This is a genomic window from Providencia sp. JGM181 (assembly GCF_018257375.1).
Taxonomy (GTDB): Bacteria; Pseudomonadota; Gammaproteobacteria; order Enterobacterales; family Enterobacteriaceae; genus Providencia; species Providencia lanzhouensis.
In genome coordinates this window covers 1-19,530 of record NZ_JAERJY010000061.1, presented here as the reverse complement: position 1 = coordinate 19,530, position 19,530 = coordinate 1, and the positions used below count along the sequence as shown (strand labels likewise).

Sequence of the window (19,530 nt, the reverse complement as noted above, 5' to 3'; positions counted from 1 at the left end):
AAACAATACATTAATCATCAAGGCAACAAGATAATTAGCTCTCTAACTTTATCACTCCATCTTTATTTAATTAATTGGAAATCCAGAATGAATACTCAGTCTAACTATGACAGAATTATTGAAAAGGAAAACATTGGCGATGCAACATTGGCATTGTTAACCAATCAAGACTCCTTATCCGCAAGATCAGCAGGTATATTCACCCTCGAAGATTTAATTAATATTCACCGACACGTCCAGTTTGCGTTAACCCTTCCTGTCAAAGAAATTGATATTTTAAAATGGTTCGGCATTAATGATGAAAATGATTCATTACTGCCTGCTAGTGAATTAACTGAGGCGATTTTGAGTATTCGTAAACACGCTAACACCTGGGATAACGTTGAACTCAAAGTGAAAGAGCAATCCATTGATTTGTCATTAACAAGTCGTAACATCATACAAACTGGTGATCAAATTCTTGAATATATTAATCACATGCCGATTATTCAAAAAATATCAGACAGCTTAGAGGATTTATCTGAAAGCGATTTAAACCAAATTACCTATCAAAACGATGATCAACAAATTGCCACTGAACTGTTAAGCATTTTGCAATTAATTAAAGGAGATATAAAACAGCAATCGATTAAAACCATTCAAATTAAAAATACAGTCTCAGATTTTCGTGCTCATATTACCGGTGGATATCTTTCAGACTACACCCATGTAGATTCATTACTCTTCACAATAAAAGGACTATATCAACAATTAGAATCTAACGAGGATCCCAGCAATAACGAGTCATTTTATAAAGAACTTATCACCTTTAAGAAAAACGAACTATACCAATTAGAGCAGGAGTATAGCCACTATGTTAAGCTTTGCTTTACAGGTCTTGCCGGGGGCATTATTGGCTTAGTGATTACAGGCAGTATTTTTGGTGTAAAAGCAGAAAATATCCGTGATAGAAAAAATAAATTAATTAAAGAAATCGAAGAAATAAATCATAAATTACATCAAGAAGAGCTACTACAGCAAACTATCTTTGATATTCAAATTAATTTGCATAAAATTGAAGGCTTATTTAAAGATGCACGTCTCGCTATTGACCACTTAGATTATATGTGGCTCGTCATCCTCACAGAGATTAAACAATCTATTGATATATTTGCAAGGATAAACAATGCAGAAAAACTGATCCGGTTTATCACGCAATTCAAACGTATCATCACATCTTGGACTTCTATTCAAGATTATTCAGTTCATTTGATTAAGCTATTTGATGAGCTACAAATCAATGAAAAAAACTCACAATAAAAGGCGTTAATATGCATGATAACCTCGATTTACCTATGTTACCCTCCATTGATATCTACCAATTAAGGTGTATTTCAAATAGTATTAGCTCTTTTAATAAAAACATTCTTAACTATGATTATATTATTTATGGTCGAATTCAAAAAATCGCAATTAAGATTGAAAGGCTCAATGAACTGATTAGAAACTCTGTTCCCATTCTGAAAATCAAATTGAACTATATTATTAAAAATGATGATTATGCATTACTGGCATATGAAAATAATGATGATGAGCTATCCGATATTCGCCGAAAAATTGCGATGACAGGCTTTGTTGATGACTTAATGGATGTCAAATTCGAACTTGAAAAGCTTATTTCAAAAACACGCTATACATTAGAATCATTATTGGTTTTTCATTTAAATGAACCTAACAAACTAAAGCATTCGCAATATGCCAAGCAAAAAGAGTTTCTCGTCAACTCTAAAAATAGTAAGCAATCTAAGGTTAATGAATTAAATAACAATCTCTCTGTGATCCTTGCGGCGGAAGATATTATATTAAAACATAAAATTACAGATTTCTTTGACCGATATTTTCAAGGGAAAGAGCTTATCGATTCTATTGATATCCAGCCCAATAAAAAAGACATTCTGAAAGCAGCTATTAGTTATATTCGTAACTTATTAACGATGGTGGACGATGGTCTCGAATTTAGTCAACTTGTTGATGTAAGAATCTATATCAGTGACCAAATTATTGAGGCTCGTGAAGAAATAAATACGATAGATAATAATATATTTCGAATCTCACAGCTTATGAGCTATGCCAATGACATCAATCAAATAGAAGCCCACAAACAGACCATTATCACTCAAGCTGGCGCTTTAAAATCCTATTGGGAATCTTGGTGCGGTTTTATGAGTGAAAGAGTCTCAGAGGAGTGTTTGAATTTCGACCAAATTAAAACCGTTAGCCAAATGCTAATGACCTATTTGAACGATATTGAATACCAATATCAACGACAATTACCGGATTAAAAAAATCCCCGTTACTGTTAGGTAACGGGGATTTTATCAGAACTGACTTGTTTACTAAAACCTAGCTGTTTACTAAAACTTAGCTAAGTGCTGGCAGTGTTGATGTTGCAATATCAATAATCGGTTGTGGCCACAGACCAAACACGATAACCGCTATCGCACAGAGCGCCGCAAACACAGTTCCCAACGTCATTTTTTCTGGACCAGTATAACGGTCTGCATGTTCTGCATCACGGCTATATAAGCTCGCCATAAAGCGCAAGTAGTAGAATAATCCAAGTGCACTACCTACCACCACAGCCCCTGTCAGCCACCACAATTGTGCATATACGGCCGAAAGGATGGCATAGAACTTACCAATGAACCCAAGCGTAATAGGAATACCCGCTAGAGATAACATCATCACCGTCATCACCATCGCCAAGACTGGCTTGTGCCAGAATAAGCCGCGGAATGCACTGAAATCATCTTGGTCATCACCACGGTATGGGCTCGAAATCACGCTAACCACACCAAACGCACCCAAGCTCGCTAACAAATAGCTCACCAGGTAGATAGCAATGGTGACTTGTGCCAATTGGGCATCAACACGCATTGCCACCAATGTAACCAGTAAGTAACCCATATGAGCGATAGATGAGTAACCAAGCAGACGCTTCGCACTCTTCTGAGTCAATGCCAGTAAGTTACCAAACAAGATTGACGCAATCGCAATCACACCAACAACCGCTAATAATGTATCTGTTTGTGCGATGCCATCAACATGCGTAATCGGTGCTTCTAAGAAGATACGAACCAACACCGCAAAGATAGCGATTTTACTGCCCGTTGCTAAGAAAGCGGCAACTGGCGCAGGCGCACCTTGATAAACGTCTGGCGTCCATAGTTGGAATGGGAACAACGATAATTTAAAGCCGAAGCCCACAATCATCATACCTAAACCAACTAAAATCAGTGGCGCGTGAATGCTGCTATTCGCTAAACTTTGACCGACGACGCTGAAGCTTAAGCTACCTGATTCTGCGTATAATAAAGCGATACCAAACAGCAGGAATGACGACGCTGCTGCGGATAACACCATATACTTGATACCCGCTTCTAAAGTACGGCTACGTTCAAAGGTATAAGCCACCAGACCAAATAGTGGAATAGAGATCAATTCAATACCGATGAACATCGAAGCCATATGGTTCGACATTCCCAGCAGAACACCACCCGTCACCGCAATGCTCAATAAGAGGTAAAACTCTTCTTTGTTATCATTAAAGCCTTCTAGCCAATGATAAGCAAAAATAGCGGTACCCATACCTGCGATCAGAACCAGTCCTGAGTAGAACAGTGCAAAACCATCAACTAACAGCAATGAAGTCACTGCTCTTGGCAGTAATGCTTCTTCGCCCACTGATGTAGGAATGGCATAGCCGTTAACCCAAATCAGTGAAACAAATGTCAGGAGAAAGCCAACAACCGTTATTCCGGCACTGGTTAAATGATCTCGCCGCCACGCAATTGACAGCATCACAATCACTGCGGTCAATCCAGAAAGGATTAACGGCAGCATTGCTAACAATTCTAAAGTTGTTATTGTCATGGCGAATTACTACCCTTGTGTTGAAAGTGAAGCAGAATACAGGTTATGCAGTGTTTCCATCGAACCCGCAGACGTATCTAAGATAGGTTGCGGGTAGAAACCAATGATAACCAATAAAGCCGCCAGAACCAGTAAAACACCAAACTCGCGAGCCGTTAGCCCTTTCAGTTCAGTCTCTGATTTCGGCGTTCCGTAGTAAGTCTGCTGCATCATCCATAGTGCATAGATAGAGGCAAACACCACACCAAACACCATAATGCAGGTCACTAATGTGAATTGGCTGAAGCTACCGAAGAAGATCATGAATTCGCCGATAAAGTTACCTGTGCCCGGCATACCTAAGGTTGCTGCGGCAAAGAACAGGGATAAACCCGGTAACCATTTGATGCGCTTCCATAATCCACCCATCATGCGCATATCACGAGTCTGAGTACGTTCGTACAGCTGACCACTGATAATAATCAGCGCCGCACCCGACAGACCGTTGGTGATCATTTGCACCACAGCACCTTGATAGGCCAGTGTCGATGCTGCGTAGATAGCCACGGTAACAAAGCCCATATGGGATAAGCTACTGTACGCCGCTAAACGTTTAATATCCGTCTGTTTGAATGCTAACCATGCACCGTAGAAGATACTGATCACACCCAGCGTCATTGCCACTGGTGTAAATTGCAGTGAAGCTTCAGGGAACAATGGCAGTACAAAACGTAACAAACCGTATGCGGCTGTTTTCAGCATGATACCGGAGATATCGACAGAACCCGCCGTTGGCGACTGTTCTTGGGTATCTGCCATCCACCCATGGAATGGCACTAATGGCATTTTTACTGCGAAAGCAATAAAGAAGCCCAGCATCAACAAGAAGCTCGCCGTACCTGACAACGCACTTTCAGTACCTAGCAACGCGTTATAGTCGAATGTCAGCTCATTGAACGCAATCCAGTGAAGGATAACTAAGCCGATAATCGCCACCAGCATGATCAAACCGCTGACTTGCGTATAGATAAAGAATTTTGTCGCTGCCTTAACATGCTGGCGGTTACCTGACCCTTTGTGTCCCCAATTCGCAATCAGGAAGTACATCGGGATCAACATCATCTCCCAGAAGAAGAAGAATAAGAAAAGGTCAACTGCCGTAAAGATCCCCATCACACCTGCAATAATCCATAGCAGGTTAAAGTGATAAGCACCTTGGTTCTCTTGCTGCTCGCTCCACGAACTGAGGATTGAAAACGCGCCCATGATGGCGGTTAACACCACCATCAACAGCGATAATCCATCAACCGCTAACGAGAAATTGATACCTAGCGCAGGGATCCATTCCGTTGAGTATGTATTTTGCCACTCTGGAATACCTTGCGGGTTAACCAGCGAATAATCCCCTTGGGCCCAAAATAGTACCGCAAGGATAAGCGTGATCCCCATTGTCCCCAGCGCAACCCAACGAGGTGCGCGGTGACTGAATCGGTCTGCCTGCCAGCTTAGCAGGCCACCGATAAAGGGAATAAGTATTAGCCAATATAATTGCATGGCGCAATGTGTCCCTTAATTAAACCAAAAGCAGCAGAGCAAGAATCAGCACTGCACCCAGCCCCAGAGAGGCAACATACCAACGGATCTGACCGTTTTCACTCACTGCTAGCCCTTTGTTTGCCCAACGTGAAAGATGTGCAGGGATATTCATCAGTGAGTTAATCGGATCGCTTTCGAGTAACCATGCAATTCCTTTGAAAGGTTTTACAAAAATTACATCATACAACCAGTCGAAGCCCCATGCGTGGTACCACCACGTTGAGAAGAAACGACCAATTGCTGTTTTCGCAATCGCATCAACGATAGAACGTCTAAACAGATAGAGGAACGTCGCAATCAACAGACCTGCGATAGCAAACCCACCCGAGATAGCTTCGATAAACAGTTTACCGTCTTCAGCTTCCATAGGTTTTGCAGGGAATACGCCCTCTAATGGCTGGTGGATCATCGCACCCACGAAGGTTGCAAGGATTGCCAAAATAGCCAGTGGTACAGTGTGAGTGATGCCTTTAACTTTATGCGCTTTGATTTTTGCTTCACCGTGGAAGACGATGAAAATCATACGGAAGGTGTAAATTGCGGTCATTAATGCACCGATGATACCCGCCCATAACAGCACAGTTTGCCCATCCACTTTCGCGCCCCACAAGATGGCATCTTTACTGTAGAAGCCAGAAGTAAACAGAGGCAACGCGGCCAATGCACTACCACCGATTAACATCACAATATAAACGAATGGAATTTGCTTACGCAGCCCACCCATTTTGAAGATGTTTTGCTCGTGATGACACGCGATGATCACCGAACCTGCGGACAGGAACAGTAACGCTTTGAAGAAGGCGTGCGTCATTAAGTGGAAAATTGCCGCATCCCATGCTTGTACGCCCAGAGCCAAGAACATGTAACCAATCTGGCTCATAGTCGAGTAAGCAAGAACACGTTTGATATCCGTTTGAACCAGTGCTGCGAAACCTGCAAACAGCAATGTTACCGCACCCACAACACCCACTAAGTGCAGAATGTCTGGGGTTAATAGGAACAGACCATGAGTACGCGCGATTAAGTACACACCCGCAGTAACCATGGTTGCGGCGTGGATCAGTGCAGATACTGGCGTTGGACCCGCCATCGCATCGGCTAACCATGTTTGTAATGGCAGCTGAGCTGATTTACCTACCGCACCACCTAATAACATCAGCGTTGCCCAGTTCAGCATCGATAAGCCTTCTGGAGACAACTGAGTCGCACGTTGTGCCATTTCGCTGAAGTTTAAGGTACCCAATTCGTTGTACAGGATAAACATGCCGATAGCCAAGAACACGTCACCGATACGGGTTACGAAGAAGGCTTTCATTGCCGCTTTGCCGTTCTCTGGGTTGGTGTAATAGAAACCAATCAACAGATAACTGCACAGCCCTACCCCTTCCCAACCGAGATACATCAGCATCATGTTATCAGCCAGCACTAATACCACCATGCTCGCGATAAACAGGTTAGTGTAAGTGAAGAAACGTGAGTAACCTTCCTCGCCACGCATATACCAAGAGGCATACACATGAATAAGGAAGCCCACACCCGTTACCACACCTAACATGGTTAGTGATAGACCATCAAGGGACAGGCTAAATGGAATGGTGAAATTACCCACGGACATCCAAGTCCATAACATTTGTGGATAAACATACCCAGCTTCATGAGTTAAAAACTCAGAGCCTGCATAAAATGCAACTAGAGCGGCCAGACCCACTGAGCCTGCACCGATAATCGCGGATACATTTTCTGACCAACGACCGCGGGAAAATGCGAGAAGCACAGACCCTAACAGCGGGAACAGAATCGTTAAATAGAGTAAGTTCATTCGCGCATCTCACTGACTTTATCAATGTTCAGGTTTTGACGATGACGATGGAGTTGCAGTAACAACGCCAATCCAATACTCGCCTCCGCTGCCGCCAGAGTGATTGCCAGAATATACATAATCTGGCCATCTGGTTGCCCCCAAAAACTGCCCGCGACCACAAAGGCTAATGCCGTTGCGTTCACCATGATTTCCAGTCCGATCAGCATGAAAAGCAGGTTACGGCGAATAACAAGACAGCTCAGTCCCATTACAAAGATAATTGCCGCTAAAATCAGACCATGTTGAAGAGGTATCATTGTTTCTCCCCCGCATTACGGCTGTTGCTGACAAGATCAGCGCTGTTTTCTGAACGGTCACGACCCACATGGAAGGCAACAACCAGACCCGCGAGTAATAATAACGATGCTAATTCAACAGCTAAGACGTAAGGACCAAACAAGCTGATACCCACTTCTTTCGCTGTGATAATCACACCTTCCGTTTTTTCTTGGTGAGAAAGGCTGGTGATCCCATACACTAAAATGCCCAGTAAAACGGCAGATAGCACTGCGGGACCAATCCACGTTTTCGGTGTTAACCAAGCACGCTCTTGTTCTTGTACTGAGCGACCTAAGTTCAACATCATCACCACGAAAACAAACAGAACCATAATGGCGCCAGCGTAAACGATAATCTCCAATGCTCCGGCAAAATACGCACCGAGCGAGAAGAACACCATTGAAAGTGCCAATAGAGAAACCACCAGATACAGTAGCGCATGCACTGGATTGGTATTAGTAATCACCCTCAAAGTTGCTAAAACAGCAACTAGACCGGCGATATAAAATGTAAATTCCATGAATATCGCTCCTTACGGCAACAGGTCTTTGACGTTGATAGGTTTCGCTTCGTTATCCGCTTCGCCTTTATCTTTACCTGCGATCGCCATACCTGATTTACGGTAAAAGTTATAATCAGGATATTTGCCCGGTCCTGAAATCAACAGGTCGTTTTTCTCATAAACCAAGTCCTGACGACGCCAATCTGCCATTTCGAAATCTGGCGTCAATTGGATTGCCGTGGTTGGGCAAGCCTCTTCACACAGACCACAGAAAATGCAGCGAGAGAAGTTCACGCGGAAAAATTCGGGATACCAGCGTCCATCTTCGTGCTCAGCTTTTTGCAGTGAGATACACCCCACTGGGCAAGCAACCGCACACAAGTTACACGCAACACAACGCTCTTCACCATCAGGATCGCGCGTTAGCACGATGCGCCCACGGTAACGGGGTGGCAGATAAACCGGCTCTTCTGGGTACATTTGCGTTTCCCGTTTATCGAACGCATGTAGACCCACCATCCAAATACTGCGTACTTGGGTGGCGAAACCGACCAATAACTCTTTTAATGTCATGGTTCAATCACCCCTTACTGAGCGTTGTATAAAATCACTGCTGCGGTACCCAGCAGGTTAAGCAGTGTCAGTGGCAGACAAATTTTCCAGCCGAAGGACATTACTTGGTCATAACGTGGACGCGGTAATGAAGCACGGATCAAGATGAACATCATCATGAAGAAGGCTGTTTTAATCGCAAACCACAGGAAAGCAGGCAGGAATGGACCATGCCAACCACCAAAGAACAGCGTTACAATCAGCGCGGACACAGTCACGATACCGATATATTCGCCCACAAAGAACAGACCGAATTTCATACCGGAATATTCCACATGGTAACCGTCGGCAATCTCTTGTTCCGCTTCTGGCTGGTCAAATGGATGACGGTGACATACCGCGACACCCGCAATCGCAAACGTGATGAAACCAAAGAATTGTGGGATCACGTTCCACATACCCTCTTGGGAATTCACGATGTCGATTAAGTTGAATGAACCCGCTTGCGCGACCACACCCATCAGTGACAAGCCTAAGAACACTTCATAACTCACCGTTTGAGCCGATGCACGCATCGCACCCAATAAGGAGTATTTGTTGTTACTTGACCAACCGGCGAACAGTACCGCGTACACTGCCAGACCTGCCATCATCAGGAAGAATAAGATCCCGATGTTCAGGTCAGCGACGTGCCAAGTCGGGCTGACTGGCACAATGGCAAACGCTAAGAACAGAGAACAAAATGCGATAACCGGCGCAAGCGTAAAGATTTTCTTGTCCGCGAACTCTGGGATCCAGTCCTCTTTAAACAGCATTTTGAACATGTCGGCAATCAGTTGTCCCATTCCAAATGGACCCACACGGTTAGGACCGTAACGGTTCTGGAATAGACCGAGAATACGGCGTTCGCCGAGACTCATGTATGCCCCGCAGGTCACAACAACCAGCAAGATAACAACCGATTTAAGGATGGAAATCAGGACTTCCATCACCGCAGGAGAAATCCAATCCATCATGCGCCCCTCCGCAGATTATTCACTGACACGCCCGCCATTACCGGAGCAATTCCCGGCATACCCAGTGGTAAACCAATTTGACCCACAGCAAGGTGCTGACTAATGCGCACTGGCAGATTAAAGGTTTGACCTGCATGACTAAATTCAGCTTTCACGCCAGCATTTAGACCGAGTGTCGCCGCATCTTGCGCGTTCAACATGATATAAGGCTCTGGCATACGTTGCTGGATCACATCAGAACGTTGTGAAGTTTCATCACTACCAAATAGATGATAGTAAGGTGCCACAACCCACTGTGCTTCGCCGCTTTGGTAAGCCGCCGGAACCTCAGTGAAGTACGCCAATTTGCTTTCTGTCGAATTGAATAAACGCACACCCGGATCACCAAACAGTAAGTGTCCGCCCACCTCTGCTTGGAATTTGTTCCATGCTTGTGGTGAGTTCCAGCCCGGTGCCCATGCAAATGGAATTTGCTGGCGTGGCGCTTTCGGTTGGTTATTCCCTTCCATTGAGAACGCAAATGGTGAATCGATATCTTGCGGTTGACGCGGTTCATGAACCGATTTGTCTGCCAGCATTGCCGTACGACCGCTGTAACGATGCGGTTCACGCGCCAGTTTCTGTCCACGAATACGGAAAGAGGCTTTCGGAGCTGTATCTCTAATACCCGCAAATTGCGGCAGTGCAGCCACACACTCTTCGATAACGTGATCTAATTGCGACCAATCTGCATCACGCTGCTGCGCTTCAGTTTGCAGTGAATGCATCCAGCGCCAGCTTTCGTTCATCACGATGCTGTTATCGTAGTAAGTTGGGTCAAAGACTTGGAAGAAGCGTTGAGCACGACCTTCTTGGTTGATAAGCGTACCGTCTGCTTCAGCAAAACTTGCCGCTGGCAGGACTAATGTCGCTTTATCCATGATGTCTGTGTGCTGGTGGTCTGCCACGATCAGGTGCTTCAATTTCGCTAATGCGCTATTGACGGCATCCACAGTGCTATGACGGTAAAGGTCATTTTCCATCACGATAGCCACATCCGCTTCATTAGCTTCAATGCGTGAGAACGCATTTTCTAATGGCAATGCGTTCATCATCGCAAGACCAAAGCTGTTGGCATGAGACGCGACATAAGACAGACCGACGTTCGCACCCTTCGCTTTCAGCGCAAATGCCACGTTAGCTGCGGCTTCGATCACCGCATCGCTAGCGCTATGGCTACCACTGATAATCAGCGGTTTTTTCGCACCCGCTAAGGCTTGAGCTACGGTTTCTACTTTCGCTTTCACATCAGCTGGTAAATCATTTACTGCTGGTGCGTCACCGTTGATCAGGTTAGCAATCGCAAAACCGAAACGCGCTTGGTCAGCCACTGGCGCACGGTAGTTGTAAGCCGCAACGTCATCTAAACGCGTGTCATCCACGTTAGTGATAAACAGTGGATACTTAGCGTGTTGACCAATGTTTTGAATCGCCGCGATTTGCCAGTCAGCGACTTTCTGTGCTGCTGCCATTTCACGGGCTTTACCTTTCACCGCTTGGCGAACAGATAAGGCCATACGGGCGCCCGTCTGAGTTAAATCTTCACCCAGAACTAATACCGCATCGTAGCCTTCGATTTCACGCAATGTAGGGGTGTAAACACCGCCGTTTTGCAGGATGTTTTGCATCAGCGTTAAGCGACGTTGTTCATCCTTAGAAATACCAGAGTAGAAGTTTTCAGCACCCACTAAAGCACGCAGTGCGTAGTTACTTTCAACGCTAGCACGTGGAGAACCGATACCAATCACTTTCTTCGCTTGATTGATGATCTGCGCACCGCTTTGCATTGCTTCAATCGCCGAAACCACCTGCTGGACGCCATCTTTGGTCAACAGCGCTTGGCGAGGACGGTCTTTACGGTTTACGTAACCATAACCGAAACGACCACGGTCACACAGGAAGTAATGGTTTACAGAACCGTTATAGCGGTTTTCAATACGGCGCAGTTCACCGTAACGCTCACCTGGGCTAGTGTTACAACCGATGCTGCACTGTTGGCAGATACCCGGTGCAAATTGCATATCCCATTTACGGTTATAGCGTTCTGAGTGCGTTTTGTCGGTGAATACCCCTGTTGGACACACTTCAACGAGGTTACCGGAAAATTCACTTTCCAGTGTGCCGTCTTCAGTACGACCAAAATAGACATAGTTATGCGCGCCATACACACCTAAGTCGGTGCCATCGGCATAATCTTTGTAGTAACGAACGCAACGGTAACACGCGATACAACGGTTCATTTCATGACTAATGAATGGACCGAGATCTTGGTTTACGTGCGTGCGTTTTGTAAAACGATACTTACGCATGGTATGACCGGTCATCACCGTCATATCTTGTAAGTGGCAGTTACCGCCTTCCTCACAGACTGGGCAGTCGTGTGGGTGGTTGGTCATCAGCCATTCAACAACACTTTCACGGAATTGTTTGGCTTCTTCATCATCGATTGAGATGTAAGTGCCTTCCGTTGCCGGTGTCATACAAGACATCACGAGGCGACCACGAGTGTCATCCGCGTTTTGATACTGCTTCACCGCACACTGGCGGCAAGCGCCAACGCTTCCCAGCGCCGGATGCCAGCAAAAATAAGGAATATCTAGCCCCAACGATAAGCAGGCTTGCAACAGGTTTTCAGACCCGTTTACGTCATATTCTTTGCCGTCTACATATATCGTAGCCATAGTCAGCATGCTTCCCAAAGGCCCGCTTTAGCAGGCGTTAAACATAAATACGTTCTTCGTCAAAAATTCGTTTAGCGGTTGCTCAATCGCTAAATGCTTACCAACGCTGCTTGAGCAGGTTTGGCTGGATCCCGGCAATCTGCACGATGTTGCGCAGATCTTTTTTCGAGATACCCGCTTCGAACTCTCCACGGAAATATTTGATGGCGCTTTGTAATGGCTCAACCGCACCCGGTGCGTGTGCACAGAAGGTTTTGCCGGGTCCTAAGAAACGGCAAAGTTGTTCAAGAGTTTCGATATCCCCTTCTTGACCTTCACCTTTTTCTAATGCCTGTAGAATTTTTACGCTCCAAGGCAGACCATCACGGCACGGTGTACACCAACCACAGGATTCACGCGCGAAGAAGGTTTCTAAGTTACGTACTAAAGAAACCATGTTGATTTCGTTATCGACTGCCATCGCTAGCGCTGTACCTAAACGGCTGCCTGCTTTTGCAATGTTTTCGAAATCCATCGGTAAATCGAGGTGATCGTTGGTCAGGAAGTCAGTTCCTGCACCACCCGGTTGCCATGCTTTGAGTTTTAATCCATCACGCATACCGCCCGCGTAGTCTTCTAAGACTTCGCGCGCCGTTGTACCAAATGGCAGTTCCCACAGACCCGGATTTTTCACGCGTCCAGAGAAGCCCATCAGCTTAGTACCCGCGTCTTTACTTTTGCCCGCGCTTAAATCGATATACCACTGGTCACCGTGCTCTAGAATTGCAGGCACGTTACAGATAGTTTCAACGTTATTAACGCAGGTCGGTTTACCCCATGCACCTGAACTTGCAGGGAATGGTGGTTTAGAGCGTGGGTTTGCACGACGGCCTTCAAGGGAGTTAATCAGTGCGGTTTCTTCACCGCAGATATAACGACCTGCACCGGTATGCACGAATAGCTCAAAATCAAAGCCCGAACCGAGAATGTTTTTACCTAAGAGACCCGCTGCTTTGGCTTCTTCGATGGCGCGACGTAAATGTTTCGCCGCTTCAACATATTCACCACGTAAGAAGATATAACCACGGTAGGCTTTTAATGCATAAGCGCCGATGATCATCCCTTCCACTAATAAGTGAGGTAGTTGTTCCATCAATAAACGGTCTTTATAAGTGCCCGGCTCCATTTCATCCGCATTACATAAGAAGTAACGCAGTTTCATGTTTTCGTCTTTCGGCATTAAGCTCCACTTCAGACCCGTCGAGAACCCTGCACCACCACGACCTTTCAGTCCGGCGTCTTTGACAAGGTTAACCACTTCATCAGGAGCCATGCCTTTGAGGGCACGTTCGACACCTTTGTATCCGTTTTTGCTGCGATACTCATCTAACCAGACTGGCTGCGCGTCATCGCGTAGGCGCCAAGTTAATGGATGAGTTTCCGCAGTACGGATCACAGGGTTTGCGGAGAAGTTTGTCATGGATACTGCTCCAGTAGCTTTTGAATATTTTCAGGCTGCACATGACTGTGGGTATCGTCATCGATCATCATCGTTGGACCCTTGTCACAGTTACCTAAGCAACAGGTTGGCAGCAGCGTAAAGCGACCATCAGCGGTGGTTTGACCTGGGCGAATACTCAGCTGTTTAATAATTTCAGCTTCTAAGCCTTGGTAGCCCGTAATATGGCAAACAACGCTGTCGCAATAACGAATAATGTGGCGACCCACTGGTTGGCGGAAAATTTGGCTATAGAATGTTGCCACGCCTTCTACGTCACTCGCAGGAATGCCTAAAACCTCTGCGATAGCGTGAATTGCACCATCTTCGACCCAGCCACGATTTTTTTGCACAATTTTAAGCGCTTCAATTGACGCCGCGCGTGCATCTTCGTAGTGGTGTTTTTCACCTTCAATTTCCGCACGCTCATGCTCGGTTAAAACAAAACCGTGATTGACTTGCGGTTCGAAGGTATTCACCACGTCAGACTGGCTGTTACAGCCGCATTGGCCAGTGCCACATTGGCCTTGTTTATCTTGTTCATTATGCATGGTTAGCGATCCACATCCGACATTACAAAATCGATACTACCCAGATAGACAATTAAGTCAGAAACCAAGCTACCTCTGATTGTCGCCGGAATTTGCTGCAAGTGCGCATAACTCGGAGTACGAATACGTGTACGGTAGCTCATGGTGCTGCCGTCACTGGTCAGGTAGTAGCTGTTGATCCCTTTGGTTGCTTCAACCATCTGGAATGATTCGTTAGCTGGCATAACCGGACCCCAAGACACTTGTAAGAAGTGGTTGATCAGGGTTTCGATATGCTGCAATGTGCGCTCTTTCGGCGGCGGCGTTGTCAGTGGATGGTCAGCTTTAAATGGACCTTCTGGCATATTCTTCAGACATTGCTCAAGAATACGGATACTTTGACGCATCTCTTCCACTTTGATCATTACGCGGTCATAGCAGTCACCGTTATGGGCGATTGGAATGTCGAATTCAAAGTTTTCATAACCTGAATAAGGACGTGCTTTACGTACGTCAAAGTCCACACCCGTTGCACGCAAGCCTGCACCTGTCACGCCCCACGCTAATGCCTCTTCCTTGGTATAAGATGCCACACCAATAGAACGGCCTTTCAAAATGGAGTTTTTCAGCGCAGAAGTCACATAGGATTCTAGACGTTTCGGTAACCAGTCTAATAATTCGCGCAGTAATTTATCCCAGCCACGCGGTAAATCGTGAGCAACCCCACCGATGCGGAACCATGCTGGGTGCATACGGAAACCAGTGATTGCTTCAATGACGTTGTACACTTTTTGTCTATCAGTAAACGCAAAGAACACCGGCGTCATCGCACCAACGTCTTGAATATAGGTACTGATATACAGCAGGTGACTGTTGATACGGAACAGTTCAGACATCATGACGCGGATAGTTTTTACGCGATCCGGTACTTCGATACCTGCCAGTTTTTCAACCGCTAGGATATATGGCATTTCATTCACACAACCGCCGAGGTATTCGATACGGTCGGTATAAGGGATGTAGCTATGCCATGACTGACGCTCACCCATTTTTTCTGCACCACGGTGGTGGTAGCCGATATCGGGAACGCAGTTAACAATCTCTTCACCATCCAATTGCAGCACGATACGGAATGCACCGTGAGAAGATGGGTGGTTTGGACCCAAGTTCAGGAACATGAAATCTTCGTTTTCATTTCCGCGATCTAAGCCCCACTCTTCTGGTTTGAAAGTCAATGCTTCCATTTCCAGATCTTGCTTTTGCTTAGTCAGAACAAATGGATCAAATTCCGTGGCACGCGCAGGGTAATCTTTGCGCAGCGGGTGACCTTCCCAGCTTGGAGACATCAGCAGGCGACGTAAATTCGGGTGACCTTGGAAGGTGATCCCGAACATGTCCCACACTTCACGCTCATACCAGTTGGCATTTGGGAATAAAGAAACCACTGATGGCACGTTTAAGTCTTTCTCGTTAAGAGCCACTTTCAACATGATGTCGCGATTTCGGTCAATGGAAATGATGTGGTAGAACACACTAAAGTCCGCTTCAGGCAGACCTTGGCGATGAATACGCTGGCGTTCATCGACTCCGTGTAAGTCGAACAACATCACATAAGGTTTAGGTAGCTTCTGTAAGAAATCTACAATTTCCAGTAATTGTTCACGGCGTACCCAAACCACTGGCATGCCAGTGCGGGTTGCTTGAACTGAAAAGGCATCCGGGCCAAATTGGTTGCGCAGTTCCAGAAGCACAGGATCATTAATGTGATCTTGTGTCTGCCATTCTGGCTGATTATGACTCGCTTGCGCTATCTGATCTGTCATCATTCTTCACCATAACGCTTGATCAGGTTTATTATTTCGCAACAACATTGCTCTGTTACGCTGTATGGCTAAAAGCCTTAAATTTCGTCAGGGGTACGCAGGTTGGTTACTGCAATACGTTCACCGTGTTTTCTTTCTCTTTCTGACTGCATATTCGCACGATAAACACCCTGATCACCGACAACCCATGAAAGTGGGCGACGTTCTTTGCCGATGGATTCTTGTAACAGAAGGAGAGCCTGCATATAGGCTTCAGGGCGTGGCGGGCAGCCTGGAATGTACACATCCACGGGAATAAATTTATCGACGCCTTGAACAACAGAGTAGATGTCATACATCCCACCGGAGTTCGCACATGAACCCATGGAGATAACCCATTTTGGTTCAAGCATTTGGTCATAAAGGCGCTGGATGACGGGAGCCATTTTGGTAAAACAAGTTCCCGCAACAACCATAAAGTCGGCTTGACGAGGAGAAGCACGCAGTACTTCCGCACCAAAGCGGGCTACGTCATGAACAGCCGTGAACGACGTCACCATTTCTACATAGCAACATGAAAGACCGAAGTTGTATGGCCACAGAGAGTTTTTACGTCCCCAGTTCACCACATCATGAAGTGCATGGGATAATTTCCCCATATACACGCTGTTTTCAACTTGCTGCTCAAGAGGATCAGTAACGATTTCTTGAGTTTGCAGTGGGTAACGGTCGTTCTCACCGTTCGGATCTATGCGGGTGAGCGTATAATCCATTGTATAATGCCTCGCTTTTTACTGCGGATGACGATTGCTGATTTTAATAACTTCACTAGGACCTTTAACTGCGCGACGTGAACGGATTGGAGTCCAATCGAGTGCACCAACGCGGATCAGATAAAATAATCCCGCCAACAATACCAAGATAAAAATAGCGGCTTCGATGAAACCTACCCATCCCGCTTCGCGGATGGCGACAGACCATGCAAATAAGAACATAGCCTCCACATCGAAGATCACGAAAAACATCGCGACCAAGTAGAACTTGGCTGACATACGAAGACGAGCACTACCGACAGAGTCAATACCTGACTCGTAGGGAACGTGTTTTGTTCTGGCTTTGGCGCGGCTACCCAAGAAATGACCTGCGGTCAACATGAAAGCGCAAAGACCAATAGCGCCGAGAAGGAATATAGCAAAGCCCCAGTTATGGGCTAACTCTAGGATTGATGTAGACATACTCGTTGCTTACTCATTACTTATGGTACTTAACTGCTCTTTTTTATAACACGGCAGTATTGCACCACAATTGCCCAGTTAATCGAGAAGAAAGACCAAAATTGACCTCAAAACTAAAAGATCCCCCAAACTAAAATCAGCCTGACGACCGCTGTTTGGTTTGCCCCTCTCTCACTACATTTTATTTTGCTCAAATGAGACAAAATAACCGTATTTATTACAAAAAATTCACACGTCAAAAACATCTGTGAAACAAAAATAACTCATTAACTGCTAAAACGTGTCAGTGTTACTATACACAAATAAACACGCAAAGTAGTCTAACTGATTATTCGCTTTTACTACACTATTATCTCAGGAAAAACCTGTCTTAACAGACGAAAAAATGTGCTTTTTATTTGATCTAACGCACAGATTTATTGAAAAAATACTCAATTTGTTTACATAACATCCGAATTTAATTTAATAAGCGATAACGAATTTTTATTCATCATGCCCACTAAGCCACTGACTACTCTCAGCTATTTTATCAATTCAGCAAATAAATTTTGTTAACGGCGTAACAAATCGTTAACTAACTAATGAATTTCATGTTATGCCATATACATCACAATTATTTCATGCTCTTACGCGTAAATCCATACTCAATAAGTGGTTAATTCGTGTGTTTTGTCACCTATTGAGCAGAAACATTGTTCACTATTTTGTCACCTGAACTTTAAGTAAAATATCGTACTGGCAAAATCCCCTTCTTCCCCTATTAACCACTTAATGAGTATGGTTAGTAAATTTCAGTTAAAAACAATTTGATAACAATATAAATGCGTAAAATAGTCAGGTCGATTTTAAGGAAGGGTATCGATGGAAAAAAAACGGCTGAGCCAGAATTAACTGACTCAGCCGGATAAACATATTTTGATTTATTTGACACTTATCTTTGATAAAAATCCTATTTTATCGATAAGGACAATTCTCTATTTTATTGAGCGCCGTTCTCAACTTGTTCAGCGACAGAATAAGAGATTTTTTTGTTTTCAATTGCATTAAAAACAGTGAGCACGAAATCTTTTTGCTCATCCGCATTTTTATATAGCCAGTACTGAATATCTGGCAAACGAGGTAAGCCATCTGACTCGCCTAAAACACGCAGATCCGCATTTTGCATTTCCATTGGACGTGCAGTCACTCCGACTTCGGCATTCACCGCTGCGCGAACAGCAGGTAATGATGCAGCTTCATAAGCCACATGCCATGGTAAGCCCGCTTCATCTAATGCATGAGTACATAACTTACGGTATGGGTTAGTTTCATCCATTACCACCAATGGGATTGGCTCATTTGGGCGTAACTGAAAATCAGGTGCGCTGTGCCATAAAATCGGGACAGTTCTTAATGCTGTTTTTGGGTGCTGAGGAATACGACTTGTCGTTAATGCTAAATCAATTTCATGATTATCTAACATTGACTCAATAAACTGAGCACGTTTAATTCTCACTTCTACCGCGATGCGTGGAAATACGGAGGCAATACGGTTTAATAAGAAAGGTAATAAGATATCGACGGTATCGTCGGATGCCCCGATACGCAATTCGCCATCTGCATCGTTATAAGTTAAAGATGCGGTGGCATCATCATTAGCGCGTAAAATTTGTCTCGCATAGCCGAGTAATTGCAAACCGTGGGCGGTTAACAACTTATTACGCCCGTGGCGTGCAAATAATTCACGACCAACTAATTGCTCTAAACGTTGCATCTGCTGACTAACAGCAGACTGGGTTCGACATACTGCGGCAGCAGCAGCGGCAAAAGTATTAAGATCAGCCACTGCGACAAATGTGCGTAGTAAATCGAGATCTAAGTTCATTATGGGACGATTGGAATTTATCATCGTACATTCTCTTTATATAATTTTATGATACCTGGTGTTTCTGCTCTCCTCCGTGAGAATCAGCGAGTCTTAAAAATAATCCAACTTTTTGCATTTCTAATCCGTAGATCTGCATTTATTGTATTCAATACTCTATATTGCTATATCTATTTGATAATTAACTTAAACAGCTCAATTATCC

The 19,530-nt window shown here is 44.9% G+C and carries 16 protein-coding genes; 2 read left to right on the top strand and 14 right to left on the bottom strand.

Features of this window, described 5'->3' with window-relative positions:
- Positions 1 to 87: 87 nt before the first annotated feature.
- Positions 88 to 1,299, top strand: a complete 1,212-nt coding sequence (locus tag JK188_RS09790; protein WP_211886043.1) for an alpha-xenorhabdolysin family binary toxin subunit A — start codon at positions 88 to 90, stop codon at positions 1,297 to 1,299.
- 11 nt (positions 1,300 to 1,310) lie between these two features.
- A complete protein-coding gene (locus tag JK188_RS09785) occupies positions 1,311 to 2,321 on the top strand; it encodes an alpha-xenorhabdolysin family binary toxin subunit B (RefSeq protein WP_211886044.1) in 1,011 nt (336 codons plus the stop codon).
- Between the two features lie 79 nt (positions 2,322 to 2,400).
- Here JK188_RS09785 and nuoN read toward each other — a convergent pair whose 3' ends face one another.
- The 14 genes from nuoN to JK188_RS09715 all read right to left on the bottom strand — a co-directional run bounded on the left by nuoN (position 2,401) and on the right by JK188_RS09715 (position 19,349).
- On the bottom strand, positions 2,401 to 3,912 hold the full coding sequence (gene nuoN / locus JK188_RS09780; protein ID WP_036952758.1) for an NADH-quinone oxidoreductase subunit NuoN: 1,512 nt from the start codon (positions 3,910 to 3,912) through the stop codon (positions 2,401 to 2,403).
- 9 nt (positions 3,913 to 3,921) lie between these two features.
- Entirely contained in the window at positions 3,922 to 5,445 is a 1,524-nt protein-coding gene (gene nuoM, locus JK188_RS09775; protein ID WP_211886046.1) for an NADH-quinone oxidoreductase subunit M, read from the bottom strand.
- A 19-nt stretch (positions 5,446 to 5,464) separates the two neighbouring features.
- The gene (gene nuoL / locus JK188_RS09770; protein ID WP_211886048.1) at positions 5,465 to 7,306 is read right to left on the bottom strand and encodes an NADH-quinone oxidoreductase subunit L; all 1,842 of its coding nucleotides are present in this window, start codon (positions 7,304 to 7,306) and stop codon (positions 5,465 to 5,467) included.
- Positions 7,303 to 7,605 (bottom strand): NADH-quinone oxidoreductase subunit NuoK, encoded by a 303-nt coding sequence (gene nuoK / locus JK188_RS09765; RefSeq protein ID WP_006660292.1) that lies wholly within the window; start codon positions 7,603 to 7,605, stop codon positions 7,303 to 7,305. Before nuoK ends, nuoL begins: the two co-directional genes overlap by 4 nt.
- A complete protein-coding gene (gene nuoJ / locus JK188_RS09760; protein WP_036952750.1) occupies positions 7,602 to 8,147 on the bottom strand; it encodes an NADH-quinone oxidoreductase subunit J in 546 nt (181 codons plus the stop codon). The genes nuoK and nuoJ overlap by 4 nt, the downstream gene beginning before the upstream one ends.
- A 12-nt stretch (positions 8,148 to 8,159) precedes the next feature.
- Positions 8,160 to 8,702: an NADH-quinone oxidoreductase subunit NuoI gene (nuoI, locus tag JK188_RS09755; protein WP_004259834.1), complete on the bottom strand. Its 543-nt coding sequence runs from the start codon at positions 8,700 to 8,702 to the stop codon at positions 8,160 to 8,162.
- Between the two features lie 14 nt (positions 8,703 to 8,716).
- A complete protein-coding gene (gene nuoH / locus JK188_RS09750; protein WP_036952747.1) occupies positions 8,717 to 9,694 on the bottom strand; it encodes an NADH-quinone oxidoreductase subunit NuoH in 978 nt (325 codons plus the stop codon).
- On the bottom strand, positions 9,694 to 12,426 hold the full coding sequence (gene nuoG, locus JK188_RS09745) for an NADH-quinone oxidoreductase subunit NuoG (RefSeq protein ID WP_211886055.1): 2,733 nt from the start codon (positions 12,424 to 12,426) through the stop codon (positions 9,694 to 9,696). The genes nuoH and nuoG overlap by 1 nt, the downstream gene beginning before the upstream one ends.
- An 88-nt stretch (positions 12,427 to 12,514) precedes the next feature.
- Entirely contained in the window at positions 12,515 to 13,876 is a 1,362-nt protein-coding gene (gene nuoF, locus JK188_RS09740; protein ID WP_036952742.1) for an NADH-quinone oxidoreductase subunit NuoF, read from the bottom strand.
- Positions 13,873 to 14,445, bottom strand: coding sequence for an NADH-quinone oxidoreductase subunit NuoE (gene nuoE / locus JK188_RS09735; protein ID WP_230086728.1), 573 nt, complete (start codon positions 14,443 to 14,445; stop codon positions 13,873 to 13,875). The genes nuoF and nuoE overlap by 4 nt, the downstream gene beginning before the upstream one ends.
- Before the next feature lie 2 nt (positions 14,446 to 14,447).
- Entirely contained in the window at positions 14,448 to 16,250 is a 1,803-nt protein-coding gene (gene nuoC / locus JK188_RS09730; protein ID WP_181477305.1) for an NADH-quinone oxidoreductase subunit C/D, read from the bottom strand.
- Between the two features lie 74 nt (positions 16,251 to 16,324).
- Positions 16,325 to 16,999 (bottom strand): NuoB/complex I 20 kDa subunit family protein, encoded by a 675-nt coding sequence (locus JK188_RS09725; RefSeq protein ID WP_004912254.1) that lies wholly within the window; start codon positions 16,997 to 16,999, stop codon positions 16,325 to 16,327.
- Between the two features lie 18 nt (positions 17,000 to 17,017).
- The gene (locus tag JK188_RS09720; protein WP_036952734.1) at positions 17,018 to 17,461 is read right to left on the bottom strand and encodes an NADH-quinone oxidoreductase subunit A; all 444 of its coding nucleotides are present in this window, start codon (positions 17,459 to 17,461) and stop codon (positions 17,018 to 17,020) included.
- A 979-nt stretch (positions 17,462 to 18,440) separates the two neighbouring features.
- Positions 18,441 to 19,349 (bottom strand): LysR family transcriptional regulator, encoded by a 909-nt coding sequence (locus JK188_RS09715; RefSeq protein ID WP_036952731.1) that lies wholly within the window; start codon positions 19,347 to 19,349, stop codon positions 18,441 to 18,443.
- Positions 19,350 to 19,530 lie beyond the last annotated feature (181 nt).

Coding starts and splice junctions, on each gene's coding strand:
- JK188_RS09720 (WP_036952734.1), bottom strand. CDS start 17,461: ATGTCTACATCAATCCTAGAGTTAGCCCATAACTGGGGCTTTGCTATA.
- JK188_RS09725 (WP_004912254.1), bottom strand. CDS start 16,999: ATGGATTATACGCTCACCCGCATAGATCCGAACGGTGAGAACGACCGT.
- nuoF (WP_036952742.1), bottom strand. CDS start 13,876: ATGACAAACTTCTCCGCAAACCCTGTGATCCGTACTGCGGAAACTCAT.
- nuoM (WP_211886046.1), bottom strand. CDS start 5,445: ATGCAATTATATTGGCTAATACTTATTCCCTTTATCGGTGGCCTGCTA.
- nuoJ (WP_036952750.1), bottom strand. CDS start 8,147: ATGGAATTTACATTTTATATCGCCGGTCTAGTTGCTGTTTTAGCAACT.
- nuoG (WP_211886055.1), bottom strand. CDS start 12,426: ATGCTGACTATGGCTACGATATATGTAGACGGCAAAGAATATGACGTA.
- JK188_RS09790 (WP_211886043.1), top strand. CDS start 88: ATGAATACTCAGTCTAACTATGACAGAATTATTGAAAAGGAAAACATT.
- nuoN (WP_036952758.1), bottom strand. CDS start 3,912: ATGACAATAACAACTTTAGAATTGTTAGCAATGCTGCCGTTAATCCTT.
- JK188_RS09715 (WP_036952731.1), bottom strand. CDS start 19,349: ATGATAAATTCCAATCGTCCCATAATGAACTTAGATCTCGATTTACTA.
- nuoC (WP_181477305.1), bottom strand. CDS start 16,250: ATGATGACAGATCAGATAGCGCAAGCGAGTCATAATCAGCCAGAATGG.
- nuoK (WP_006660292.1), bottom strand. CDS start 7,605: ATGATACCTCTTCAACATGGTCTGATTTTAGCGGCAATTATCTTTGTA.
- JK188_RS09785 (WP_211886044.1), top strand. CDS start 1,311: ATGCATGATAACCTCGATTTACCTATGTTACCCTCCATTGATATCTAC.
- nuoL (WP_211886048.1), bottom strand. CDS start 7,306: ATGAACTTACTCTATTTAACGATTCTGTTCCCGCTGTTAGGGTCTGTG.
- nuoH (WP_036952747.1), bottom strand. CDS start 9,694: ATGGATTGGATTTCTCCTGCGGTGATGGAAGTCCTGATTTCCATCCTT.
- nuoI (WP_004259834.1), bottom strand. CDS start 8,702: ATGACATTAAAAGAGTTATTGGTCGGTTTCGCCACCCAAGTACGCAGT.
- nuoE (WP_230086728.1), bottom strand. CDS start 14,445: ATGCATAATGAACAAGATAAACAAGGCCAATGTGGCACTGGCCAATGC.